Origin of the sequence: Streptomyces sp. NPDC020917, from assembly GCF_044333795.1 — a bacterium.
Lineage (GTDB): Bacteria > Actinomycetota > Actinomycetes > Streptomycetales > Streptomycetaceae > Actinacidiphila.
Window position 1 is genome coordinate 408,912 of record NZ_JBIRRR010000001.1, and the last position, 22,865, is coordinate 431,776.

A 22,865-nucleotide genomic window follows, 5' to 3' on the forward strand; every position below is an offset into this window, starting at 1 on the left:
CCGCGGGCGTTGCGGCGGCCCCGGCAGCGGGACTAGCGGAAGATTCCCGTGTGGCCGAGCGAGTAGCGGCCGGGCTGCGGGTAGACGCACATGCCGTGCGGGCCCGCGCCCACCGGGATCTTCGCCAGCGTCTTCCCGTTGGTGGTGTCGAGCGCGTACACCTCGCCGTCGTAGCGGCCGGACAGCCACAGCACCTTGCCGTCCGCCGAGACCCCGCCCATGTCCGGGCTGCCGCCGCCCTCGATGTGCCACTTGCCCGCCAGCTTGCCCGTGCGGAAGTCCAGCAGCGACACCGAGCCCTCGCCGCGGTTCGAGATGTACATGGTGCGCGAGTCCCGGGACACGTAGAGGCCGTGCGCGCCGGCGCCGGTCGGCAGCAGCCGCGGCGTGGAGAACGTGTCGCCGTCCATCACCCACACCCCGTTGGCGACCATGTCGGCGATGTACCAGGTCCTGCCGTCCGGGGAGATCTTGACGTCCTGCGGCATCGCCCCGTCGAGCGGCAGCTTCTGCTGGCCGATCACCTCCATCTTCTCGGTGTCGACCTTCAGCAGTTCGCCGGAGAACTCGCAGGAGACGATGAAGTACCGGCCGTCGGGGGAGAAGTCGGCGTGGTTCACGCCGTAGCAGCTCACCGGCACCGTCTTCTTGATGGCCATGGTGTGCGCGTCGCGGAACACCAGCTGGCGGTCGAGTGAGGCCATCACCACCGCGTACCTGCCGTTCGGCGTGAAGTACAGGTTGTACGGGTCGTGCACCGGCACCGGCGCGCCGACCTTCCCGGTGGCCGGGTCGATCGGGGTGAGGCTGTTGCCGACGTCGTTGTTGACCCACAGCGTCTTCAGGTCCCAGGACGGCACCACGTGCTGCGGCTGCTCGCCGACCGGGATGGTGCGGACCACCTTGTACGTCTTCGGGTCGATCACCGTCACCGTGTTGGACTCGGTGTTCGGCACGTACACCAGCTGCGGGAAGCCGCGCACCACCGGGGACAGGGCGCCCGGACGGTCGGCGGCGTAGACGTCGTTCGGATCGAGCAGCGGCGGCATGCCCGGAAGTCCGGTGACCGCCGCCTCCAGCGGGTGTGCCACGTTCCGCTCGTTGACGGCCGGCTTCCTCGCGGCGGTCCCGGACTGCGGATGCGGGTTCGCGTGGCCGCAGGCCACCGCCAGCGCGGCGACGGCGGTGGCGAGGACGGCCGAGGTCAGGGGACGCAGGGCACGGCGGGACGTTGACGTGCGCATCAGCTCAGCAGCTCCGTGGTCGTGACCGCACGCAGACCGCGGCGGTGCAGGTCGTCGAGGATCCCGGGCAGCGCGGACACGGTGCCGCTGTGCCCGAAGTGCAGGGAGACCACCGAGCCGTTGCGGGCCTGGGCGGCCACCGCGGCCCTGACCCGGTCAGGGCCCGGGTCGGTGTAGTCGACCGGGTCCACGTCGTACGACAGCAGGTGCGGGTAGCCGGCCTGCTGGGCCAGGCGCACCACCAGCGGCGTGGTCAGCCGGCCCTGCGAGGGCCGGAACCAGCGGCCCTGGGACCCCGTCAGCTTCCGCAGCCGCTCGGCGCACCCGGTGATCTCCGCGGTGGCCTGCGCGGCGTCCATCGCGCCGATGTCGCCGTGGTTCTGCGTGTGGTTGCCCAGCTCGTGGCCGCCGTCCAGCACGCGGCGGGCCAGCTGCGGGTACGCGTCCAGCCAGCTGCCCACCGCGAGCACGGTGAGCCGGGCGCCGGCCTTCTCCGCCTCCGTCAGCAAGGCGGTGGCCAGGGCGGGTTCGCCCTGGCCGTGGAAGGTGAGGGCCACCATCGGGCGGTCGCGGGGGCCGTGCTCCACCTGGTCGGGCAGCGCGCGGCCGGCGCCCTGCGCGGGCGCCGGTCCGGTGGCGGTGCCGGATTCCCCGGCGGCTGCGGGGGACGTGCCGGCGGTGGAGGAGCGGCCGCCGGGCGCGCACCCGGCGAGCAGCGCCCCCGAGGCGGTCACCTGGAGGAGGTCGCGGCGTGAGATCGGCTTGGACATCGCCGATCACTTTAGGATGTTTTGTCCTATCTATCGGACTGACTCGACCCGGCGTCCCGCGGATGGCCCGTACGGCTGAACGCTAGGGTGTCGCCTGTTCGACGGGGGAGTCAGGGGAGAGGGGAAGGCTCAGTGGCCGAAACCGGTGTGCGCCGCCTGCTGCTGGTCACCACCAACTACGCGCCGGAACCGGCCGGTACGAGCCGCTACGCGACGCAGATCGCGGAGCACTGGGCGGCCGGCGGGGCCGAGGTCCACGTGCTGACCGGCATGCCGCACTACCCGGCCTGGCGGCTGGACCCGGCGTACGCGGGCAAGCGGCACGCCGAGGAGGAGCGCGGCGGGGTGCGGGTGCACCGGCACGGGCATGTGGTGCCGGCCCGTCAGACCGCCCTGCGGCGCGCGATGTTCGAGGTGTCGCTGCTGCGCGGCGGGCTGTCCGCGGCGCCGCGGATCGAGGGGCTCGACCGGATCGACGCGGTCGCCGCGCAGATGCCGAGCCTGGCCGCGGGCGTGGTCGGGGCGCGGCTCGCGGCACGCTACGGCGTGCCGTTCGTGCCCGTCGTGCGGAACCTGCTCGGGGCGCGGGCGGCGGGCGCCCGCGCCGTCGAACGGCAGGTGCTGCGGCGGGCCGCGGTGGTGGGCGCCTCCCACGAGACGCTGGTGGCCGAGGTCGCCGCGCTCGGCGTGCCGCAGGAGCGGATACGGCTGGTGCCGAACTGGGCGCTGAGCCCGCAGGCGTCGCGCCCGCGCGAGCAGATGCGGGCGATGCTCGGATGGCGTCCCACGCAGACCGTGCTGCTGCACTGCGGCGACCCCGGCGACGGGCACGGCCTCGACCTGCTGGTCCAGGCCGCCAGGACCGACCCCACCCTGCGGGTGGTGGTGATGGGCGACGCGACGCGGCGCGAGCGGCTGCGGGCGACGGCCGGCGGGCTGCCGCCGAACCTGGACATCGCGCCGCTGCCGGACGAGGCCGAACTCCCCGACATGCTGGCCGCCGCGGACGTGCTCGCGGTCACCGATCCGGGTGTGCCGGCTGAGCTCACGTCCTGCTTCGCCGCGGGGCGGCCGATCGTGGCCGCCGTGCCCGGGAGCAGCGGCACCGCCCGTGAACTCGCCCGCGCCGGCGCGGGCGTCGTGGTCCCGCCGGGCGCGCCCGGCCCCCTGCTCGCGGCGACCCGCACTCTTGCCGCCGACCCCACGCCCGGTACCGGTGGCCCCGCCTACGCCGCCACCCACCTCACCCGCGAGGCGGGCCTGGCGGGCATCGACTCCCTCCTCGCCGCCGCCCTGACCCACGGCCCTTCGGCCCCGCCTTCTGCGCTGCCCGCGGCTGGAGATGTCCCGCCGAAGCCTTCTGCGCTGCCCGCGGCTGGTGGGGTGGAGGTGCCGCCCCTTCCCTCTGCGCCTCCGGCGCTGGTCGAGGTGGAGGGGGAGGTGGCGGAGTCGTCCGCCGTGGACGAGGCGGAGGTGCCGCCGATGCCGTCTGCGCCTCCGGCGCTGGTCGAGGTGGAGGAGGCGGAGGTGCCGCCGATGCCGTCTGCGCCTCCGGCGTTGGTCGAGGTGGAGGAGGAGTCGGCGGAGTCGTCCGCCGTGGACGAGGCGGAGGTGCCGCCGATGCCGTCTGCGCCTCCGGCGCTGGTCGAGGTGGAGGAGGCGGAGGTGCCGCCGATGCCGTCTGCGCCTCCGGCGTTGGTCGAGGTGGAGGAGGAGTCGGCGGAGTCGTCCGGCGCGGACGAGGCCGAGGTTCCGCCGAAGCCGGAGGAGTTGCCTGCGGCTGCGGAGGAACTGGCCGAGGACGGGGGCGGGGTGGACGTTCCCCCGATGCCCGAGGGTCCGCCTGCGGCGGGCGAGGGCGTCGACGACGCGGAGGCCAAGAAGGAGGACGGGCTGGCGCCCCCCGGACGCTGACGCCGCGCCGCCCCGCCTTCACTCGACGGTGTGGGGCAACCTTCAGGGGCGCGGGGTCCCCAGAGCTGCGCCTGGGAGGTGCCCCCGGCGCGCTCAGCCGGGCGCTGGCTGGTGGTCCGGAGCGGACGGGGTTGCCCCTTCGCGGCGGTGGCGGTCTGCGGCGCCGGTGTGGGCTGGTCGCGCCGTTCCTCGCGCCCCTTCGGGGGCTCCCCCGAAGGTCTGGGGGCCGGTCACCGGGCGGTGGTCCGGGGTGGGCGGGGCTGCCCCCCAGGGGGCCCGGGGGCCGGGGAGAAGGGTCAGGTGGAGTGGGCGGATCGGAGGGTGGGGATGTCGAGCTTCTTCATCTGGTACATCGCCCGGGCCGTGGCCGCGGCCCTGGAGGGGGCGGGGTCGGCGAGCCAGTCGAAGAGGATGGCGGGGACGACCTGCCAGGAGACGCCGAACCGGTCCTTGAGCCAGCCGCACTGGACCTCCTGGCCGCCGTTCTCGGTGAGCCGGGCCCAGTAGTAGTCGACCTCCTCCTGGTCGGCGCAGTGGATCTGGAACGAGACGGCCTCGTTGATGGTGAACTCGGGGCCGCCGTTGACGGCGACGAAGTTCTGGCCGTTGACCGTGAACTCGACGCCCAGGACCGACCCGGGCTCGCCCGGGCCGGCCTCGGTGAAGCGGCTGACCCGGCCGCGCTGCCCGTCCTTGAAGACGGACAGGTAGAAGTCCGCCGCCTCCTCGGCCTGCCCGTCGAACCACAGGCACGTGGTGAATCCGCCGGTCGTCATCGTGAGGCCTCCGCTCGCTCGGTCGTCCGTGGTGCGCCGCACCCGTGGTTCACGCTGCACCCATGGAGACCGTCCCGCCCGCGGAAACTCATCGGCCGCCGCCGCACGGCGCCCTAGTACGCCCCCCGCCCGTCGACGACGGCCCGCACGGTGCGGGCCATCACGTCCACGTCGCCGGTCAGCGACCAGTTGTCCACGTACCTCAGGTCGAGAGCCACCGTCTCGTCCCACGACAGGTCGCTGCGGCCGCTGACCTGCCACAGCCCGGTGATGCCGGGTTTGACGGCCAGGCGGCGCAGCTCCACCTCGTCGTAGCGGGCCACCTCGTCGGGCAGCGGCGGGCGCGGGCCGACCAGGGACATGTCGCCGCGCAGGACATTGACCAGCTGCGGCAGTTCGTCCAGGGAGCAGCGGCGCAGCAGCCGGCCGACCGGGGTGACCCGCGGGTCGCGCCGCATCTTGAACATCAGGCCGTCGTTCTCGTTGGCGCCGAGGTGCTCCAGCTCGGCCCTGCGCGCCTCCGCGTCCGCGACCATCGTGCGGAACTTCCACATGGTGAACGGCGTGCAGTTCTGCCCGTGGCGGGTCTGCCGGTGGAAGACCGGGCCCGGCGAGGTCGCCTTGATGGCCAGCGCCACCGCCCCGAACAGCGGTGCCAGCAGCAGCAGTCCGAGCGCCGCGCCGGTGCGGTCCAGCGCCGACTTCAGCCCGACCTGCAGGCCGCGCCGCAGCGGCGGGGCGATGTGCAGCATGGTGAGCCCGGCCGGCGCGTCCACCTGGACCCGCCGCACCGCCACGTCCACGACGCCGGAGAGCACCGCCAGCGGCAGCCCCGCGTCGTGCAGCGCCCACGACAGCCGCCGGATCCGCTCGGCGGTCAGCCGCGGCCCGGGGGCCACGAGGACCAGCTCGGCGTCCTGCTCGCGGGCGGCGCGCAGCACGGCCGCGGCGTCCTCGGCCAGCCCCGCCGGGGCGACCGGACCGAGCCGCGCCGCGACCGGCACCCCGCACTGCAGCCGGGCGTTGCCGACCGGCACCACGCCGACCACCACGTAGGCGTGCTCGGTGCGGGCCGCCAGATGGCCGACCACATGGTCGGCGGTGCTGGGCTCGCCGATCACCAGCACCCGGCTGACCGACCGCGCGGCCTTGCGGGCCGCGATCAGATGGTGGTGGGTGCCCTTGCGCCCGGCCAGGGTGACCAGCGGGGCCGCGGCGAGCGCGGCCAGCGCCAGCACCGGCCGGACGATCTCCCCGAACGCGGTCCGCAGCACGGCCAGCACCCCGAGCAGCACCAGCCAGTCGCCGAAGACGGAGAGCACTCCGCCGCCCTCGCCGAGGACGTCCGCCGCGTACCGCCCGCGCAGCGCGCGGACCGCGGACCAGCCGCCGGCGGCGACCACCGCGCAGGCCAGCGGGTGCGGTTGCCCGGCGTTCCGCAGCACCAGCAGGATCGGCAGGGCGACGCCCAGCATGTCCACGGCCAGCGCGAGCGGCAGGTACCACGCCGGCTTGTCCCCGTATCTGCTGTGCGCCCGGTGCACGCTGTGGCGGGGGCGCAGCGCCCCGGGCACACCAAGGGCACCGGTCCGTACCGATGCCCTGGTCCTGATGGTTCGCGGGGTGGTGCCCCGCGCCGGTCTCGGCTCGCTCTCGACCGGTATCACCCGAATGTCCGGGTTCGTTCCGATACGCCGCATGGACCCCCCTGGCACATCGCGACCGAGTGGGCGGCCCCAGTACTTCCCCAAGCACTGGCGTCGTCCAGGTACGGGGGAACGCTAGGCCAACCGGGTGGGTGCGCGCTGCGGATTGCACATATTCGCGCCGTTATTTCGACCGAGTTGGCCCCGCTATGGCGCAGACGGCAGCACGCAGTGTAAGGGGCTCGTTACAGGTGTGCCGGACCCTTACAGTTGGGGCTTGTGTCCACCGTGCACCTCCCCGCCGACCTGCAGGACGCCCTCACCGAGCGGCTCCAGGCCACTGCCCCCAGCCGGGCCTCCGCACAGGTCGACCGGCTCATCGAGAACTACCGGGGGACGACCCCGACCGCCGCGCCGATCCTGCGGGACGCGGCCGACGCCGCCGCCTACGCCGCGTACCGGATGCCCGCCACCTACGCGGCGGTGCGCTCCGCGCTGGGCGCGTTCCGCGCGCAGGCCGGCGACTGGGCGCCGGGCAGCCATCTCGACCTCGGCGGCGGGACCGGCGCGGCCACCTGGGCGGTCGCCGACGCGTGGCCGGGCGGCAGCCACCGCAGCACCGTCCTCGACTGGTCGCAGGCCGCCCTGTCCCTCGGCCGCGAGCTGGCCCGGGACGCCGACGAGCCGGCCGTGCGCGCCACCGAGTGGACCCGCGCCCCGCTCGGCGGCGCCCCCGCGCTGCCCCCGTCCGACCTGGTCACCGTCTCCTACGTGATCGGCGAGCTCACGCCCGCCGACCGCGCCGCGCTGCTGGACGCGGCCGTCGCCGCGGCCCGCGGGGCGCTGGTCGTCGCCGAGCCGGGCACGCCCGACGGCTACCGGCGGATCATCGAGGCCCGCGACCGGCTGATCGCGGCCGGCCTGACCGTGCTCGCCCCGTGCCCGCACGACGGCACCTGCCCGATCTCCGGCACCGACTGGTGCCACTTCGCGGCCCGGGTGCCGCGCACCTCGCTGCACCGCCAGATCAAGGGCGGCACCCTAGCGTACGAGGACGAGAAGTTCAGCTATGTGGCCGCCGTCCGCCCGGACGCCGTGCCCGGCGCCCCCGCCGCCGGCCGCGTGGTCCGGCACCCGCAGATCCGCAAGGGCCAGGTCCTGCTCGACCTGTGCACCCGCGACGACGGCCTGGCCAGGACCACCGTCACCAAGCGGCACGGCCCCGCGTACCGTGCGGCCCGCGACACCACCTGGGGCGAGGTGTTCCCCCCTGAGCAGGCGTCACTCTGAAGTGACGCCACTTCGAAGGGGCGCCGCTCGCAAGGCGGTTCACAGCCATCCGTAGCGGCGGAACGCGCGGTAGCAGAGGGCGGACAGGGTGGCGGTGACGCCGACCATCAGCGGGTAGCCGAAGGTCCAGCCGAGTTCCGGCATGTGGTGGAAGTTCATGCCGTAGAAGCCGGCGATCATCGTCGGGATCGCCATGATCGCCGCTGCCGCGCTGATCCGGCGCATGTCGACGTTCTGCTGCACGGCAAGTTGGCTGAGATTGGCCGCCAGCAGGCCGTCCACCAGCTCGCTGTACGACACCAGGCGCTCCCTGACGTGGGACAGGTGGTCGGCCACGTCCCGGAAGTAGCGGGCGATCTCGGTGCTGACCAGCGTGTCGGGGTCCTCGCTGAGCCGCTGCAGCGGGCGGGCCAGCGGCACCACCGCGTGCTTGAACTGGATGAGTTCGCGCTTGAGCTGGTAGATCCGCTCGGCGTCGTCCTCGTGGGTGGAGGAGAAGACGTCGGACTCCATCGCGTCCACGTCGAACTCGACCGCGTCGGCCACGTCCAGGTAGTCGTCCACCACCTGGTCGGTGATGGCGTGCAGCACCGCCGCCGGGCCGTGCCGCAGCAGCTCGGGGTGCGCCTCCAGCCGGCGCCGGACCCGGGCCAGGCCCGGCGCGCTGCCGTGCCGCACCACGACCACGAAGTCCTCGCCGAGGAAGATCATCACCTCGCCGGTGTCGACCACCTCACTCGTCGCGGTGAGCTTCTCGTGCTCCACGAACACGATCGTCTTCAGCACCAGGAACAGCGAGTCGCCGTACCGCTCCAGCTTCGGCCGCTGGTGGGCGTGCACCGCGTCCTCGACGGCCAGCGAGTGCAGTCCGAACGCCTCGGCGATCTCCGCCAGGTGCTCGGCCTCCGGCTCGTGCAGCCCTATCCAGACGAAGCCGCCCTTCCTCCTGGCCTCGGCCAGTGCCTCGCGCGGCGGCAGCGACGCGATCCGGCAGCCGTCGTCGTACACCGCGCAGTCCACGACCACGTCGGCGGTGCAGCGGGGCTGGTCCGTGGCCCGGGCCGGGTCACCGAGGCTGTGCCACTTGCCTTCCCGCCGCCACTGCCGGCCGATCCGGCGCCGGCCGCTCTCCACCGCGGGCTGCCCGCCCCCGGCGTCGGGGTGCCCGCCGTCCGCCGCGGGCCGGGTCCCGCCGGACTGCTTCTGCCTGCCGGGCCTGGTGGGCCTGTGCGTCATCGTGCCTTCTCCAGTACGGCCATCGCCGCGTTGTGTCCGGGGACCGCGCTGACCCCTCCGCCGCGGACCGCGCCCGCGCCGCAGAGGAAGACGTTCGCGTCGGCCGTTCCGACGCCCCAGCGGCCCGTGGTGTCCGTCACGTCGCCGGGCTCGGCGAACGGCCACGACAGGTCGCGGTGGAAGATGTGGCCGCCGGGCAGGCCCACCTCGCGTTCGAGGTCCTGCGGCGACTTGGCCTCCAGGCAGGGCCGGCCCTCCGCGTCGGTGGCCAGGCAGTCCGCGAGCGGTTCGGCCAGCACCGCGTCGAGCTGCGCGAGAGTGGCCCGCAGCAGCTCCTCCTTGACCGCGGCCGGGTCGCTCGCGAACAGCCGCGCGGGCGCGTGCAGCCCGAACAGCGTCAGGGTGTGCACGCCCTGCCCGGCCAGCTCGGGGGAGAGGATCGACGGGTCGGTGAGGCTGTGGCAGTAGATCTCCGACGGCGGCGCGTCCGGCACCCGCCCGGCGGCGGCCTGCTCGTACGCGGTCTGCAACTGCCGGTAGGACTCGGCGATGTGGAAGGTGCCGGCGAACGCCTCCCGCGGGTCCACGGCGGTGTCGCGCAGCCGCGGCAGCCGGCGCAGCAGCATGTTGACCTTCAGCTGGGCGCCCTCGGGCTTGTCCGGCAGCGGCCGGCCGAGCAGCCCGGCGAGCGCGTACGGGGAGGCGTTGACCAGGACGTCCGTCGCGCCGACGGTACGGCCGTCGGCCAGTGTGACCTCCGCGGTCACGCCGTCGGTGGCGATGCCGGTCACCTCGGCGCCGGTGGCGATCTCCGCGCCGGCCGCGCGGGCCGCCGCGGCGAGGGCGTCGGTGAACGCGCCCATCCCGCCGATCGGCACGTCCCAGTCGCCGGTGCCGCCGCCGATCACGTGGTAGAGGAAGCAGCGGTTCTGCCGCAGCGACGGGTCGTGGGCGTGGGTGAACGTGCCGATCAGCGCGTCGGTGAGGACGACCCCGCGGACCGTGTCGTCGTCGAACGCCGCCTCGACGGTCTCGCCCAGCGGCCGCTCGAACAGCGCCTCCCAGGCGGCCGGGTCGTCGATCCTGCGCTGGAGTTCGGCCCGCGTCGGCAGCGGCTCGGTGAGGGTCGGGAAGACCCGCTCGGCCACGCGCCCGGTCATCGCGTAGAACCGCTGCCAGGCCGTGAAGTCCCGGTCGGAGCCGGTCAGCCGGACGAACTGCTCCCGGGTGCGGCCGGCGTCCTCCGCGTCCACCAGCAGCCCCGTACCGCCGCTCGGGGTGTAGGAGGAGATCCGGCGGCGGCGCACCGCGAACCGCAGCCCCAGGTCGTCCACGACCTTCCTGGGCAGCAGGCTCACCAGGTACGAGTAGCGCGACAGCCGCGCGTCCACGCCGGTGAACGCGCGGGTGGACACGGCGGCGCCGCCGGTGGCCGGGAGCCGCTCCAGCAGCAGGACCCGGCGGCCCGCCCGGGCGAGATACGCGGCGGCGACCAGTCCGTTGTGGCCGCCGCCGACGATCACGGCGTCGTACGAAGCATGCATGCGCGCACCTTACGGGGTGGCGGGACGCAGCTCCATCGTGCAGCACTTGACGCTGCCGCCGGCCTTGTGCAGCTCGGACAGGTCGACCGGGACCGGCTCGAAGCCGCGGTCCCGCAGCGGGGCGTGCAGGCCCTTGGCCGCCCGGGGGAGCAGCACGTTGCGCCCGTCGCTGACCGCGTTCAGGCCGAGCACGGCCGCGTCGTCGGCGGTGGCCAGCAGCGCGCCGGGGAACAGCCGCGACAGCACGGCGCGGCTGCCGGGGGTGAACGCCCCGGGGAAGTACATGATCTCGTCCCGCGCGTCGTCCAGGACGGCCAGCGCGGTGTCCAGATGGTAGTAGCGCGGATCGGTCAGCTCCAGGCTGATCACCGGGCGGCCGAAGTACTCCTGGGCCTCGTCGTGCGCCAGCGGGCTGCTGCGGAAGCCCTGCCCGGCCAGGATCCACGAGGACGTGACGGCGAAGTCGCCCTCGGCCTCGTTGACGTGCTCCGGCTCCCGGACGTCGGTGAACCCGTGGGCGCGGAACCACGCGAGGTGCGCCGGGGCCTCCGCGGCCCGCTCCGGGTTGGCGAACCGGGCCCCGAGCACCCGGCCGTCCACCACGGTGGCGCCGTTCGCCGCGAAGACCATGTCCGGCAGGCCGGGCTCGGGGCCGAGGATCTCGACGGTGTGACCGAGCGCACGGTACCGGTCGCGCAGGTCCTCCCACTGGAAGAGGGCGAGCGCGGGATCCACCGGCTTGGTGGGGTCCATCCACGGGTTGATCGCGTACGTGACGCGGAAGTGGGCCGGTGGGCACATCAGGTAGCGGCGGGGTGTCGCGGTACGCAAAGGAGGCTCCTCGAGGGGTGGTTGAGTGCCGGATGCCTCCCGGCGGGATGGTGGTCCGCCGGGAGTCTTACGAACGCGTACCGCGATTGTGCGCCTCCGGTGCCCGTTTCCGCACCGACCTGCGCGGGTCCGTGACGCGGTGCTTCCGACCGGCCCGCCCGGCCGGTGCGGCCGGCCGCCGTCCCGGCGGCCCCGCGCGGCTGCCCGCGGCGGTCGCGGGCGGTGTCAGCGCTGGTCACGGGTGGTGTCGAGGGGTCAGGGCGAGGGCCGGCGAGCCGGGTTGCCGACGGCATGTCGGGAAGAGTTGCCCCGGAAGACTTCCACCCCGAGTGGGCGTTCATTCCTCTCAAGAGGGAGGATGTCCTCCACCACCCGCGTACCGTGTACCGCAACGGGCCGGGGGCGACGGAAGGAGCTCGATGGCAGGCAAGAACAGGGTGTCCGGCTGGCTGCGACGCCGTACGGACCGCGCATCAGGTTCTGCCCGCCCGGCCTGGGACTCCCGCCCCTCCCGCTCCTCCAGAGGAGCGCGGCCCGACACCCCCGATCCGCAGCGCGACGCGCTGGTCTCCGCTGCCGCCGAGGCCGGCTTCCCGGTCGCCCCCGCGGCCCACCCGGAGGGCTTCGGCTGCTCCTGCGACCGGATCGGCTGTCCGATGCCCGGCCTGCACCCGGTGTCGATGGCCTGGCACACCCAGGCGAGCACCGACCCCCAGCGGGTCGGCCAGTGGCTGGCCAAGGACCCGCTGGCGAACTTCGTCACCGCCACCGGCGTCAGCCACGACGTGCTCGACGTGCCGTCCGAGGCCGGCCGCCTCGCGCTGGAGCGGCTCACCGCCGACAGCGCCACCTTCGGCCCGGTCGCCGCCCTCGGCGAGGACCGCCTGCTGTTCTTCACCGCCACCCGCGGCACCCCCGCCGACGAGGACGAGTGGTGGCCCTGCGCGCTCGACTCGCACCCCGAGACGGCCGACGAGCGCCCCGGTGTCCGCTGGCACTGCCGCGGCAGCTACGTGCTGCTGCCGCCGTCCCGGCTCGCCTCGGGGCAGAGCGTGGACTGGCTGCCCGGCCACGGTCCCGACCTGCCGCTGCCCGACCCGCTGCCGGTCCTCGACGTGCTCACCGACGCGTGCGCGCAGTTCGGCTACGAGCCGGAGGCCGAGCCGATGGCCTGGGGCCGCTGAGCCCCGCCCCTACTCGCCGGCCGCGGACACCAGCCCCACCAGCCGGCTGACGAACACCACCTGGCCCGAGCCGCCGCCGGACCCGGACCCGGACTTCGGGACGGTCACCAGTTCCTGCGCGACATGGGACAGCGTCACCGACGTCTTCGGGGTGCCGGTCATCAGGGCCCGGGTGTCCGGGTCGATCGCCAGGTCGTAGCCCGCGCGGTACGTGGACTTCGACTGGTGGCGGGTGCCGAAGAACACCAGCGCGCCGCCGTCCTTCGTGCGCAGCGCCACCGGCGCGAAGTCGCCCTGGTCCGCGGGCTGGTCGGCGTACTGCGTCACGGAGTTGGGGGTCCTCGCCTGGTCCTGTCGGGTGGTCCGCAGCTGCGAGGTGGCCGCGCCCTTCGCGAACGCGTCGGCGCCGGTGCCGTCCTGGAGGTAACCGGTGTACGCGGTGCCCAACTTCCCCGGCGGCAGCAGGAGATCACCGCCGGTGAGGGGCAACGGCTCGACGTGGCCGCCCTGGTCGGTGGCCAGCGCAGGCAGGCTGTCCGCGGTGGTCACCGCGAGGAACGCCGCGCGCCACGGCTCGCTCGCCGCGCCGCGGCGGAACAGCAGCAGCCAACGGGTGCCGTCGGCACCGCGGTTGGTGGCGGTGTCGGCGACGAAGAACTTCGGCCAGCCGACCTGCTTCGGGATCCAGAACGTGGAGTCGGAGAACTTCAGCGCCGAGAACTGCGGGTTCCCGCCAGGGTTGTTGGCGTGCTTGGCGCGCACCCCCGCACCGTCTATCGCGCCCAGCGGGCCGGACTCTATCTGCCCGAGCAGCTGCGGATTCCAGGTCTTGGTCGCCTGGTTGTCCACGGCCGCGAAGTTCGCCAGCACCTTGGCCGCCTCGGCCGGGGCCACCGACGGGATGTCGGCGCGCTCGCCGTGCACGGTCATGCACCCGGCCAGTGGCAGCACGAGGGCGAGGGCGGCGGCCCCCAGGGCCAGCCTGCGGCGGATCATGGCGCGTCGGCTCCTTCGTGCCCGAGGGCGTGCCGGTCGAATCGGCGCCACCCTATCGGTCGCCGCGGCTCGCGCGAGCGCCCGTCACGGCAGGGTGAGTACCTCGGCGCCGTCCGCGGTGACCACCAGGGTGTGCTCGAACTGGGCAGTGCGCCTGCGGTCCTTGGTGACGACCGTCCATCCGTCGTCCCACATGTCGTACTCGAACGTGCCCAGGGTGAGCATCGGTTCGATGGTGAACGTCATGCCGGGGCGCATCACCGTCGTCGCCCGTGGGTCGTCGTAGTGCGGGATGATCAGCCCGGAGTGGAACGAGGTGTTGATCCCGTGCCCGGTGAAGTCGCGGACCACGCCGTAGCCGAAGCGCTTGGCGTAGGACTCGATGACCCGGCCGATGACGTTGATCTGCCGGCCCGGCCGTACCGCCTTGATCGCCCGGGTCAGCGACTCGCGGGTGCGCTCCACCAGCAGCCGCGACTCCTCGTCCACGTCGCCCACCAGGTACGTGGCGTTGCAGTCGCCGTGCACGCCGTGGATGTACGCGGTCACGTCCAGGTTCACGATGTCGCCGTCGCGCAGCACGGTGGAGTCCGGAATGCCGTGGCAGATGACCTCGTTGAGCGAGGTGCAGATGGACTTGGGGAAGCCGCGGTAGCCGAGGTCCGACGGATAGGCCTGGTGGTCGACCATGTACGCGTGCGCGATGCGGTCCAGCTCGTCGGTGGTCACGCCCGGCGCGATCGCCGCGGCCGCCGCCTCCATGGCCTGCGCCGCGATCCGCGACGCCACGCGCATCTTCTGGACGGTCTCCTCGTCCTGCACCTCCGGCCCGGTGTAGGGCGCGGGGCCCGGCCGTCCGACGTACTCGGGGCGCGGGATCGAGGCGGGCACCTGGCGGGTGGGGGAGAGCCTGCCGGGGACGAGGAGCGACTGACCAGACATGCCGACGAGTGTATCGGCGGCGGATCGGGCACGATGGAGCTTGGGTGCGGGCGCAGAACGGAGGACGGAGATGGCGGTGTTCAAGGCGAGCAAGCCGGCCGGAAAGCCGGGCGAGTGGTACTACTGCCTCAAGCACAAGAAGGTCGAGGAAGGCCCGGAGTGCCCCGCGAAGAACCGCTTCGGCCCCTACGCGACGAAGGGGGAGGCGGAGCACGCGATGGAGCGGGTCGCCGAGCGCAACGAGGAGTGGGACTCCCAGGACTAGCTCTCCTGGTGGTCCGGCCCCGGACCACCTCCCCCGGGCGCTCCACCTCCCCCTGACCCCCGCCTCTCCCTGCCTGTGGCCTGTCCGCCGCGCCGGCCTGCCTCCACCTTGCGGTGCGGCTCAGCCCCACGGCACTGCGCGAGCAACCGGCCACCGGCCGGTGGTCCGGAGCGGACCGAACTGCCCCTTCGGGGCGGTGGCGACCTGCGGCCCGCAGCCGGGCTGGTCGCGCAGTTCCCCGCGCCCCTTCGGGGCTCGTCCTGCCCCGTCAGGGGACGTCGCCGTCGCACGGCCGTCGGTGGTTGCTCGCGCACTCCCTGCGCCGCGGGCGTCAGAGGGGCACCCTCTCGGCGGGTGTCGGGGCCGCGGGTTTGGGGGGTGCCTGGTAGGCGAGGAGTTTGGGGAGGGTGGCGGCGAGGAGGGCCACCGCGCCGACGCAGGCGACACCGCCGGACCACAGGGACGTCCGCGCCGAGGTGACCGCGGCGACGCCGCCCGAGCGGACCTGGCCCAGCGTCGGCCCGACGGAGTACGAGAGCAGCTCGATCCCGGCGAGCCGCCCCCGCAGCTCGTCGGGAATCGTCTCGTTCCACATCGTCGAGCGCCCGATGCCGCTCACCATGTCGAACCCGCCGGCCACCGCCAGGAAGACCAGCACGACCCACACCTGCCCGGTCCACCCCGCGCAGGCGGTCGCGAGCCCCCAGCCGGCCGCGGCCAGCACGACCATCAGGCCGTGGCGCCGGATCCGCGACGTCCACCCGCTGGTGAGGCTCACCAGCAGCGAGCCGACGGAGCCGGCCGCGTACATCAGGCCGAGCGACCACCGCGCGTGCAGGCCGTCCGCGAGGAACGGCAGGATCGCGGCCGGGTAGGCCAGCAGCATCGCCGCCAGGTCGATCGCGTACGTCCCCAGCAGCTCCTTGCGGTGCCAGGCGTACCGCGCGCCCTCCGCGATGCCCCGCAGCGACGGCGGCTGCGCGTCGTGCGCGGCGGGGGACGGGCGCAGGCCCAGGCCCAGCAGGGTGGAGACGGCGAAGGTCACGGCGTCCGCGCCGTACGCCCAGCCCAGGCCGGCGTACGCGATCACGACGCCGGCGACGGCGGGCCCGGCGATCGCCCCGACCTGCCAGCGCAGCGCGTTGAGCGCGGCCGCCGCGGCAAGCTGGTCGCGCGGGACGATGCGCGGCACGATCGAGTCCAGTGCCGGCCGCTGGAGACCGGTCAGCGCGCTGGAGACGGCGGCGGCCACGTACAGCGGCCACACCAGCGGGTGCGGCAGCAGCGTGTTGAGCAGCAGCGCCCCCACCAGCAGGCCCTGCGCGGCCTCCGTGGCGACGATCAGCACCCGCCGGTCCAGCGCGTCCGCGAGGGCGCCGCCGTACAGGCCGAAGACGATCAGCGGCACCAGCTCGACCGCGCCGATCGCGCCGACCGCAGCGGCCGAGCCGGTCAGGTCCTTCAGCTGCACCGGCAGCGCGACGAACGTCAGAAAGCTGCCGAAGTTCGTGATGACGCCGGAGATCCACATCAGCCGGAAGTCGCGCGAGGTGCGCCACGGCGCGAGGTCCGGCAGCAGCGCGGACCGCCGCCGCTTGCGCGGCGCCGCGTCGTCGGCATTCGGGGGCATGGTCCCGCATGCTGTCCGCGCCCCGAGGGCGAGGGCAAAGCATTTTCCGCCCCCGCGGGCCCCGCGGGGATCGGCGCCCGGGAGTCGCGCCCCTGCCCCGCGCGAGCCGCACGCCCGGCGGCCCCGCACCGTCACGGCCCACGGGGCCCGGCCTGCCCTCGTCCGCGTGTGCCCGTCAGCCGGAGTGCGGCCGGAGACGCCGAGTCCCCGGGAGCTACCAGCGCCGCGGCGGGGAGAAGAGGCGGTCGGTGAGGCGCGGGCGGGGACGGCGGGTCGCGGCGGCGCCCGCGGCGACCAGGTGCTGGACGGTGTCCAGCGGCAGCAGCGGGTCGGCGGGGACGTCGAGGGCGTCGTGGGCCAGCCCGCGCAGATCGGGCGTTCCGCTGGCGTCGACGGCGAGGAGCGTCGCCCCGTCGCGCCGCGCCGCGGAGAGGCGTTCCAGGAACGTCCCGCCGAGCGGCCCCGGAGCCACCACCAGCAGCGTGTCCGAGCGGCCGGCCGCCGCGAGCCGGCCGAGGCCGACGGACAGGTGCGGCCGCGCCCCGGCCGGCACCCGGTGCCGCACCAGCGTCGGCGCGAGTTCCGGCACGCCGCTCCAGGCCGCCTCCTCGTCCAGGTGCGCCGCCAGGTGCCACGGCTCGTACGCGGCCGTGCCCACCAGCAGCAGCCCGCCGCCGCGCCGCCGGACGGTTCTGCGCAGCGCCCCGCCGAACGCCCGCGTGGCCCGCGGCCACTCGGTCCCCGCCAGAGCCTCCCGCAGCAGCGCGACCCGTAGAGCGTCCATGCCCGGGCATCCTGCCCGCACGGGGTGATCCGCGCCACCGAACAGCGCCCGAACACCCCGGACCTGGAAGGATCGGCGGCATGACGAACCCTGAGAACGGCAACACCGGCACCCCGGCACCCGCGAAGGCCCCCGCCAAGGACCCGTGGCAGCTGCCGGACGTGTCCGGGCTGGTGGTGGGCGTGCTCGGCGGCACCGGCGACCAGGGCCGCGGCCTGGCCTACCGGCTCGCCAGGGCGGGCCAGAAGGTGGTCATCGGGTCCCGCAGCGCCGAGCGCGCGCAGGCCGCCGCGGACGACCTCGGCCACGGCGTCGAGGGCGCGGACAACGCCGCCTGTGCCCGCCGCAGCGACATCGTGATCGTCGCCGTGCCGTGGGAGGGCCACGCCAAGACGCTGGAGGCGCTGCGCGAGGACCTGGCGGGCAAGCTTGTGGTGGACTGCGTCAACCCGCTCGGCTTCGACAAGCAGGGCGCGTACGCGCTCACCCCGGAGGAGGGCAGCGCCGCCCAGCAGGCCGCGGCCCTGCTGCCGGACTCCCGGGTCACCGCCGCCTTCCACCACCTGTCCGCGGTGCTGCTGCAGAACCCCGAGGTCGAGGAGATCGACACCGACGTGATGGTGCTCGGCGAGGCCCGCGCCGACACCGACCTGGTGCAGGCGCTCGCCGCCCGCATCCCGGGCATGCGCGGCGTCTTCGCCGGCCGGCTGCGCAACGCGCACCAGGTCGAGTCGCTGGTGGCCAACCTGATCTCGGTCAACCGCCGCTACAAGGCGCACGCCGGGCTGCGCGTCACCGACGTCTGAGATCCGCCGTCCGGCCCCGGGCGGGCCGACCGCCGACCGGCGGGCCCGGGGCATGGGGGACAATGGCCTGACCGCACGACCCGCCCGAACGACCGCAGGAGCCGTCCGCCATGCCCCGCCTCGCCCTCTACGCCCTGCTGGCCTGCCTGCTGGCTGTCGCCGCCGCGGTGGTGTCCTTCGTGAACGGCAGCTGGCTGGGCGTGGTGTGGCTGCTCTTCGCCGGCGTCACCAGCAACATGTGGTGGTACTACCGCCGGAAGGCGAAGGCCGAGGCCCGGAGCGAGGGCTAGGGTCTGCCGGACCAGGACCCTTCCCGGGACGGCCGACCCGTGCCGCCCGCCGCTCAGCGCTTCCAGAACTGGAACAGCGCGTACCCGTACTCCGCGTACCGCGGGTCCACCTTGAGCCAGCTCAGCACGTGGTAGATCCCCTCGAAGAAGCGGTCGTTGACCGCCTGGATGTACAGCACGCCGAAGACCGCGATCAGGCCGAACGGCGCGTACGGCGCCACCTGCCGCTTGACGTTCTCCGACAGCCACGGCTCGACGATGCCGTAGCCGTCCAGGCCCGGCACCGGCAGCAGGTTCAGCACCGCCGCGGAGACCTGGAGCAGCGCCAGGAAGCCCAGGCCCGCCATGAACTCCGGCGGCCAGGAGTCCGCCTTGCCCATCATGAACGGCAGCGCCAGCACGACCGCGCACAGCACGTTGGTGAGCGGTCCTGCCGCCGAGATCAGGCTGTGCCGCACCCGGCCGCGGATCCGGCCGCGCTCGATGTAGACCGCGCCGCCCGGCAGTCCGATGCCGCCGGCGATCACGAACAGCACCGGCAGCAGGACGGACAGCACCGCGTTCGCGTACTTCAGCGGGTTCAGCGTCAGATAGCCCTTGGCGCCGATCGACAGGTCGCCGCTGTGCAGGGCGGTCCGCGCGTGCGCGTACTCGTGCAGGCACAGCGACACGACCCAGCCGGAGACCACGAACAGGAAGACCGCGAAGCCGCGGTCGGAGGCGTAGTGCGTCCATACCGCCCAGCCGGAGACGGCCATCACCGCGGCGATGCCGATGAAGACCGGGCTGACCCTGCTGTCGCTGCCGCGCGCGCGGCGGATCGGGGTGACGCTCATGGGGACGGTTACTCCTGGCGGGCGCGTACGGATTCGGCCGGGGCGGGCCCTGCCTGTGCCGGGGCCGCCCCGATCATGCCATCCGGGGCGGCCCCGGCACAGGCGGTGCCGGGAGAACGCGTGGTGAGCGCCGGGGGTTCCGCGCGCGCCGCGCACCGGATTCCGCTTCGCGGGGCGCCGCCCGGGGCCGCCCGGTCCCGGACGCCGTCCTACCGGGCGCGGGTGCGATCCGTCCGGTTCCGGACACGGCCCCTCCCGGCGTCCGGCGCGCCGCGGACCGGCCGGGTGCGGCGCCCTGCCCGCACCAGGTGCGGCTTACCCGGGCGCGGCCGGGGCGTGCGCTCCGTAACAATGGGCACGTGCGATATGCGATCCTCGGCACCACCCAGGCCCTGCGCGACGACGGTACGACCTCGGCGCTGGCCGGCGGCCGGCTGCGCGCGCTGCTGACGGCGCTCGCGCTGCGGCCGGGTCGGGTGGTCGGTGCGGAGGCGCTCATCGACGAGGTGTGGGACGGCGATCCGCCGGCCGGCGCGACCGGCGCGCTGCAGGCCCTCGTCGGGCGGCTGCGGCGGGCGCTGGGCCATGACGCGGTGCGCTCGGTCGACGGCGGCTACCGGCTGGCCGCGGCCCGCGACGACATCGACCTGTACCGGTTCGAGCGGCTCGCCGAGGAGGGCGCGCGGGCGCTCGCCGACGGCGACCCGGTGAAGGCGGCCGGCCTGCTGGGGGACGCCCTCGCGCTGTGGCGCGGCCCCGCGCTCGCCGACCTCCCGGACCGGGCGACCGCGGCGGTGCGCATCGAGGCGCTGCGGGTGGACACCCTGCGGCAGCGGCTGACCGCCGAGCTCGCCCTCGGCCGCGCCGACCGGATCCTGCCGGAACTCGCCGAACTCGCCGCCGCGCACCCGCTGGACGAGCCGCTGCGGGCCCTGCACATCCGGGCGCTGCGGGCCGCCGGCCGCACCGCGGACGCGCTCGCCGCGTACGAGGCGGTGCGCCGGGACCTGGCCGACCAGCTGGGCACCGACCCCAGCGTGGAGCTGCGCCTGCTGCACGCCGAACTCCTCAACCCCGGCCCGCTGCCCGGGCTTTCGACCGCCCCGGCGGCCGTCGCGGCGGCGCCGGCGCCAACCGTTCCGGTGCCGGCCGCCGTGTCCGCGGGCTCCGCCGCGCCGCACGCCGTCGGCAACGCCCGCGCGCGGCTGACCAGTTTCGTCGGCCGCGAGTCGGATCTCGGCGCGGTGCGCGGCGACCTGGAGCGGGCCCGGCTGGTGACCATCACCGGCCCGGGCGGCACCGGCAAGACCCGGCTGTCGCAGGAGGTCGGCGACCTGCTGGCGGACCACTGGTCCGACGGCGTGTGGTACGCGGAACTGGCGCCGGTCAGCGACCCGTTGACCCTGCCGGAGGCGGTGGTCAGCGCCCTCGGGCTGCGCGAGACGCTGCTGCGCGCCGGGTCCGCGACCGAGACCGCGATGGTGGTCGAGACCAAGAACAAGGACGCGCTGCAGCAGCTCGCCGACCACTGCGCCGGCCGCAGCCTGCTGCTCGTCCTGGACAACTGCGAGCACGTCATCGACGCGGCCGCGTCCCTCGCCGAGCAGCTGCTGGCCGCCTGCCCCGGTGTGAACGTCCTCGCCACCAGCCGTGAACCGCTGGGCGTGCCCGGCGAGTTGGTGCGCCCGCTGGACCCGCTGCCCGATCCCACCGCGCTCAGGCTGCTGGCCGACCGGGGCGCCGCCGCCCGGCCCGGCTTCTCCGTGGAGGACGACGCCGCGGCCTGCGCCGAGCTGTGCCGGCGCCTCGACGGGCTGCCGCTGGCCATCGAACTGGCCGCGGCCCGGCTGCGCAGCATGTCGCCGCGCCAGCTCGCCGACCGACTCGACGACCGGTTCCGGCTGCTCACCGGCGGCAGCCGCACCCTGCTGCCGCGCCAGCAGACGCTGCGGGCCGTCGTCGACTGGTCCTGGGACCTGCTGGACCCGGTGGAGCGGGTGGTGCTGCGCCGCCTCGCGGTGTTCCGCGGCGGCTGGACGCTGGAGGCCGCCGAGGCGGTGTGCGCGGACCCGGCGCCCGGGGACGGCCCGGACGCCGGCCCCGTCCCGAGCGCCCGGGCCGGCGAGGACCGGGGCGGCCCGATCGACGCCCTCGACGTGGCGGCGCTGCTCGCCTCCCTCGTCGACAAGTCGCTGGTGCTCGCCGACGTCGCCGGGGACGGCGCCCGCTACCGGATGCTGGAGACGATCTCGGAGTACGCCGGCGAGCGGCTGGACGCCTCGGGGGATCGGACCGCGGTCGAGGGCCGGCACATCGCGGTCTTCCGGGAGTTCGCCCGCTGCGCCGACAAGCAGCTGCGCGGGCGGGACCAACTCCCCTGGTTCGAACGGCTGGAGAGGGAGCACGAGAACCTGCGGGCCGCCCTGCGCCGGGCGGTCGCGGCCGGCGACGAGCAGCAGGCGCTGGTCCTGGTGATGAGCTGCGCGTGGTTCTGGGAGGTGCGCAACTACCAGTCGGAGCGCCGGCACTGGCCCGCGGCCGTCGCCGCGCTCGGCCCCGACCCGTTCGACGATCCGCCGCTGCTCGAACCGGTCCCGCTGGGTCCGCTGGACGCGCCGCTGCCGCTGGAGGGCGAGCGGCTGGCCGAGGCCCGCCGCTGGGTGCGCATCATCGACCTGACGTCCGACGAGCACGAGAACGAGTGGTGGAACGACCCGCAACTCGCCAGGATCGGCGCCCACATGATCGCGGCCTACCCGCCGCACCTGCCGCAGTCCGCCCGGACCCCGGGCATCTTCCGGCCGTACGGAGCGTTCTTCTCCGGCGACTTCGACGGGCTGTACGCCCTGGTGGACGAGACCATCGACGCCTGCCGGCGGCACGGCAGGGACTGGGAGCTGGCGTTCTCCCTGCAGTTGCGGGCCAAGGTGAACAACGACGATCGCGAGCGGGCGGCCACCGCGGTCCGGGACGTCCTGGAGAGCCGGGAGGTGTTCGAGCGGCTCGGTGACGAATGGGGCGTGGCCGAGACGCTGTCCGCCGAGGCCGAGGGCGCGGGCAGCACCGGTGACTACGCCCGCGCGGTGCAGTGCTGCCGGGAGGGCATCGTCCTGGCCCGCAAGATCGGTTCGCGGCAGCACGTGTCCGTGCTGACCGTCCGTCTCGGCGAGGCGCTGATCAACGACGGCCAGGGCGAGGAGGGCATGCGGCTGCTGCGGGAGGGCGTCGCCGAGGCCGAGCGGTTCGGCGCGGTGAACGACGGCGCCGCGTTCTACGGCAAGATGCTGCTGGCGATGGCGCTGTGCCACGGGGGCCGGAACGCCGAGGCGCTCGCCCTGATCGAGGAGACCATGCACAGCAGCGTCCTCCGTACCCAGCCCGGCTTCATCTCCGGGATCCTGGCGGGCGTCAAGGGCTATCTGATCGGCCGGCTCGGCCGGCCCGCCGAGGGCCTGCGGATGCTCGGCGACGGCATCGCCGTCCTCGCCGACCATCCGCTGGCCAACGTGATCACCCCGCGCGTCGGGATGCTGCTGGCGCCCGGCGCGATCGAACTGCTGGCGCTGCTCGCGGAGTCCGGGACCGGGTCGCCGATGGAGTCCGGGACCGTGGCCGCGGCCGGCAGCGAGGGCGGCCGGCTGAACGACCTGGGCCGGCGCCGGGCCCGGCGCGCCGTCACCCTGGCCTGCGCCCACGAGCGGCTGCGCCCGCAGACGGTCCCGCCGGCCGAGGCGCGGCTGCTGGCCGAGGTGCTCGACGGGCTGCGCGAGAAGCTGGGCGGGCAGGAGTACGAGGCCGCGTACGCCGAGGGCGACGGCCTGTCGGTGGACGAGGCCGTCGCCCTCATGCGCGACGTGGACTGACCGGGGAATCGGGCCGGT

19 protein-coding genes are annotated in these 22,865 nt (G+C 74.6%); 7 read left to right on the forward strand and 12 right to left on the reverse strand.

What is annotated here, in order from left to right:
- Positions 1 to 32: 32 nt before the first annotated feature.
- Both ACH4TG_RS01750 and ACH4TG_RS01755 read right to left on the reverse strand, forming a co-directional pair.
- Positions 33 to 1,244, reverse strand: coding sequence for a hypothetical protein (locus tag ACH4TG_RS01750; RefSeq protein ID WP_398239718.1), 1,212 nt, complete (start codon positions 1,242 to 1,244; stop codon positions 33 to 35).
- Positions 1,244 to 2,014, reverse strand: a complete 771-nt coding sequence (locus ACH4TG_RS01755) for a polysaccharide deacetylase family protein (protein ID WP_398239720.1) — start codon at positions 2,012 to 2,014, stop codon at positions 1,244 to 1,246. Before ACH4TG_RS01755 ends, ACH4TG_RS01750 begins: the two co-directional genes overlap by 1 nt.
- A gap of 132 nt (positions 2,015 to 2,146) precedes the next feature.
- On the opposite strand from ACH4TG_RS01755, the gene ACH4TG_RS01760 reads away from it, so the two are divergent.
- On the forward strand, positions 2,147 to 3,928 hold the full coding sequence (locus ACH4TG_RS01760; RefSeq protein ID WP_398239722.1) for a glycosyltransferase: 1,782 nt from the start codon (positions 2,147 to 2,149) through the stop codon (positions 3,926 to 3,928).
- A gap of 296 nt (positions 3,929 to 4,224) precedes the next feature.
- Here ACH4TG_RS01760 and ACH4TG_RS01765 read toward each other — a convergent pair whose 3' ends face one another.
- Together ACH4TG_RS01765 and ACH4TG_RS01770 are read right to left on the reverse strand one after the other, a co-directional pair.
- On the reverse strand, positions 4,225 to 4,704 hold the full coding sequence (locus ACH4TG_RS01765; RefSeq protein ID WP_398239724.1) for a VOC family protein: 480 nt from the start codon (positions 4,702 to 4,704) through the stop codon (positions 4,225 to 4,227).
- 113 nt (positions 4,705 to 4,817) lie between these two features.
- Entirely contained in the window at positions 4,818 to 6,179 is a 1,362-nt protein-coding gene (locus ACH4TG_RS01770; RefSeq protein WP_398240448.1) for a sugar transferase, read from the reverse strand.
- Between the two features lie 450 nt (positions 6,180 to 6,629).
- Between ACH4TG_RS01770 and ACH4TG_RS01775 the strand changes: the two genes are divergently transcribed.
- Positions 6,630 to 7,640 carry a small ribosomal subunit Rsm22 family protein gene (locus ACH4TG_RS01775; protein WP_398239726.1) on the forward strand — a complete coding sequence of 337 codons (1,011 nt, stop codon included), beginning with the start codon at positions 6,630 to 6,632 and terminating at the stop codon, positions 7,638 to 7,640.
- Positions 7,641 to 7,679: 39 nt separating this feature from the next.
- On the opposite strand, the gene corA is transcribed toward ACH4TG_RS01775, so the two are convergent.
- Genes corA through ddaH form a run of 3 tightly spaced genes read right to left on the reverse strand, consistent with a single transcriptional unit; the run spans position 7,680 to position 11,251 of the window.
- Positions 7,680 to 8,876: a magnesium/cobalt transporter CorA gene (corA, locus tag ACH4TG_RS01780; RefSeq protein ID WP_398239728.1), complete on the reverse strand. Its 1,197-nt coding sequence runs from the start codon at positions 8,874 to 8,876 to the stop codon at positions 7,680 to 7,682.
- Positions 8,873 to 10,420 (reverse strand): phytoene desaturase family protein, encoded by a 1,548-nt coding sequence (locus ACH4TG_RS01785; protein WP_398239730.1) that lies wholly within the window; start codon positions 10,418 to 10,420, stop codon positions 8,873 to 8,875. Before ACH4TG_RS01785 ends, corA begins: the two co-directional genes overlap by 4 nt.
- 9 nt (positions 10,421 to 10,429) lie before the next feature.
- Positions 10,430 to 11,251 carry a dimethylargininase gene (ddaH, locus tag ACH4TG_RS01790; RefSeq protein WP_398239732.1) on the reverse strand — a complete coding sequence of 274 codons (822 nt, stop codon included), beginning with the start codon at positions 11,249 to 11,251 and terminating at the stop codon, positions 10,430 to 10,432.
- A gap of 419 nt (positions 11,252 to 11,670) precedes the next feature.
- On the opposite strand from ddaH, the gene ACH4TG_RS01795 reads away from it, so the two are divergent.
- Positions 11,671 to 12,435 carry a bifunctional DNA primase/polymerase gene (locus ACH4TG_RS01795; protein WP_398239733.1) on the forward strand — a complete coding sequence of 255 codons (765 nt, stop codon included), beginning with the start codon at positions 11,671 to 11,673 and terminating at the stop codon, positions 12,433 to 12,435.
- Positions 12,436 to 12,444: 9 nt separating this feature from the next.
- Here ACH4TG_RS01795 and ACH4TG_RS01800 read toward each other — a convergent pair whose 3' ends face one another.
- Together ACH4TG_RS01800 and map are read right to left on the reverse strand one after the other, a co-directional pair.
- Positions 12,445 to 13,431 (reverse strand): hypothetical protein, encoded by a 987-nt coding sequence (locus ACH4TG_RS01800; protein ID WP_398239735.1) that lies wholly within the window; start codon positions 13,429 to 13,431, stop codon positions 12,445 to 12,447.
- Positions 13,432 to 13,515: 84 nt separating this feature from the next.
- Complete coding sequence (gene map, locus ACH4TG_RS01805; protein ID WP_398239736.1) at positions 13,516 to 14,373, reverse strand: type I methionyl aminopeptidase; 858 nt, start codon at positions 14,371 to 14,373, stop codon at positions 13,516 to 13,518.
- Between the two features lie 70 nt (positions 14,374 to 14,443).
- Here map and ACH4TG_RS01810 point away from each other — a divergent pair, with 70 nt between their 5' ends.
- Complete coding sequence (locus ACH4TG_RS01810; protein ID WP_398239738.1) at positions 14,444 to 14,638, forward strand: hypothetical protein; 195 nt, start codon at positions 14,444 to 14,446, stop codon at positions 14,636 to 14,638.
- Between the two features lie 331 nt (positions 14,639 to 14,969).
- Here the strand turns inward: ACH4TG_RS01810 and ACH4TG_RS01815 are convergent, their stop codons facing one another.
- Together ACH4TG_RS01815 and ACH4TG_RS01820 are read right to left on the reverse strand one after the other, a co-directional pair.
- The gene (locus ACH4TG_RS01815) at positions 14,970 to 16,268 is read right to left on the reverse strand and encodes an MFS transporter (protein ID WP_398239740.1); all 1,299 of its coding nucleotides are present in this window, start codon (positions 16,266 to 16,268) and stop codon (positions 14,970 to 14,972) included.
- A 214-nt stretch (positions 16,269 to 16,482) separates the two neighbouring features.
- Positions 16,483 to 17,052 carry a hypothetical protein gene (locus ACH4TG_RS01820; RefSeq protein WP_398239741.1) on the reverse strand — a complete coding sequence of 190 codons (570 nt, stop codon included), beginning with the start codon at positions 17,050 to 17,052 and terminating at the stop codon, positions 16,483 to 16,485.
- An 80-nt stretch (positions 17,053 to 17,132) separates the two neighbouring features.
- Between ACH4TG_RS01820 and npdG the strand changes: the two genes are divergently transcribed.
- Positions 17,133 to 17,858: an NADPH-dependent F420 reductase gene (npdG, locus tag ACH4TG_RS01825; protein WP_398239743.1), complete on the forward strand. Its 726-nt coding sequence runs from the start codon at positions 17,133 to 17,135 to the stop codon at positions 17,856 to 17,858.
- Positions 17,859 to 17,968: 110 nt separating this feature from the next.
- Complete coding sequence (locus tag ACH4TG_RS01830; RefSeq protein ID WP_398239744.1) at positions 17,969 to 18,148, forward strand: hypothetical protein; 180 nt, start codon at positions 17,969 to 17,971, stop codon at positions 18,146 to 18,148.
- A 53-nt stretch (positions 18,149 to 18,201) separates the two neighbouring features.
- Here ACH4TG_RS01830 and ACH4TG_RS01835 read toward each other — a convergent pair whose 3' ends face one another.
- Positions 18,202 to 18,984: a site-2 protease family protein gene (locus ACH4TG_RS01835; protein WP_398239746.1), complete on the reverse strand. Its 783-nt coding sequence runs from the start codon at positions 18,982 to 18,984 to the stop codon at positions 18,202 to 18,204.
- A gap of 359 nt (positions 18,985 to 19,343) precedes the next feature.
- On the opposite strand from ACH4TG_RS01835, the gene ACH4TG_RS01840 reads away from it, so the two are divergent.
- The gene (locus tag ACH4TG_RS01840) at positions 19,344 to 22,847 is read left to right on the forward strand and encodes a BTAD domain-containing putative transcriptional regulator (RefSeq protein ID WP_398239748.1); all 3,504 of its coding nucleotides are present in this window, start codon (positions 19,344 to 19,346) and stop codon (positions 22,845 to 22,847) included.
- Positions 22,848 to 22,865 lie beyond the last annotated feature (18 nt).

Excerpts from the sequence above, each read along its gene's own strand:
- ACH4TG_RS01765 (WP_398239724.1), bottom strand. The coding sequence starts at position 4,704 with ATGACGACCGGCGGATTCACCACGTGCCTGTGGTTCGACGGGCAGGCC.
- ACH4TG_RS01830 (WP_398239744.1), top strand. The coding sequence starts at position 17,969 with ATGCCCCGCCTCGCCCTCTACGCCCTGCTGGCCTGCCTGCTGGCTGTC.
- npdG (WP_398239743.1), top strand. The coding sequence starts at position 17,133 with ATGACGAACCCTGAGAACGGCAACACCGGCACCCCGGCACCCGCGAAG.
- ACH4TG_RS01820 (WP_398239741.1), bottom strand. The coding sequence starts at position 17,052 with ATGGACGCTCTACGGGTCGCGCTGCTGCGGGAGGCTCTGGCGGGGACC.
- ACH4TG_RS01810 (WP_398239738.1), top strand. The coding sequence starts at position 14,444 with ATGGCGGTGTTCAAGGCGAGCAAGCCGGCCGGAAAGCCGGGCGAGTGG.
- ACH4TG_RS01750 (WP_398239718.1), bottom strand. The coding sequence starts at position 1,244 with ATGCGCACGTCAACGTCCCGCCGTGCCCTGCGTCCCCTGACCTCGGCC.
- ACH4TG_RS01770 (WP_398240448.1), bottom strand. The coding sequence starts at position 6,179 with ATGCTGGGCGTCGCCCTGCCGATCCTGCTGGTGCTGCGGAACGCCGGG.
- map (WP_398239736.1), bottom strand. The coding sequence starts at position 14,373 with ATGTCTGGTCAGTCGCTCCTCGTCCCCGGCAGGCTCTCCCCCACCCGC.
- corA (WP_398239728.1), bottom strand. The coding sequence starts at position 8,876 with ATGACGCACAGGCCCACCAGGCCCGGCAGGCAGAAGCAGTCCGGCGGG.
- ACH4TG_RS01755 (WP_398239720.1), bottom strand. The coding sequence starts at position 2,014 with ATGTCCAAGCCGATCTCACGCCGCGACCTCCTCCAGGTGACCGCCTCG.
- ACH4TG_RS01800 (WP_398239735.1), bottom strand. The coding sequence starts at position 13,431 with ATGATCCGCCGCAGGCTGGCCCTGGGGGCCGCCGCCCTCGCCCTCGTG.
- ACH4TG_RS01835 (WP_398239746.1), bottom strand. The coding sequence starts at position 18,984 with ATGAGCGTCACCCCGATCCGCCGCGCGCGCGGCAGCGACAGCAGGGTC.
- ACH4TG_RS01815 (WP_398239740.1), bottom strand. The coding sequence starts at position 16,268 with ATGCCCCCGAATGCCGACGACGCGGCGCCGCGCAAGCGGCGGCGGTCC.
- ACH4TG_RS01785 (WP_398239730.1), bottom strand. The coding sequence starts at position 10,420 with ATGCATGCTTCGTACGACGCCGTGATCGTCGGCGGCGGCCACAACGGA.
- ACH4TG_RS01795 (WP_398239733.1), top strand. The coding sequence starts at position 11,671 with ATGGCAGGCAAGAACAGGGTGTCCGGCTGGCTGCGACGCCGTACGGAC.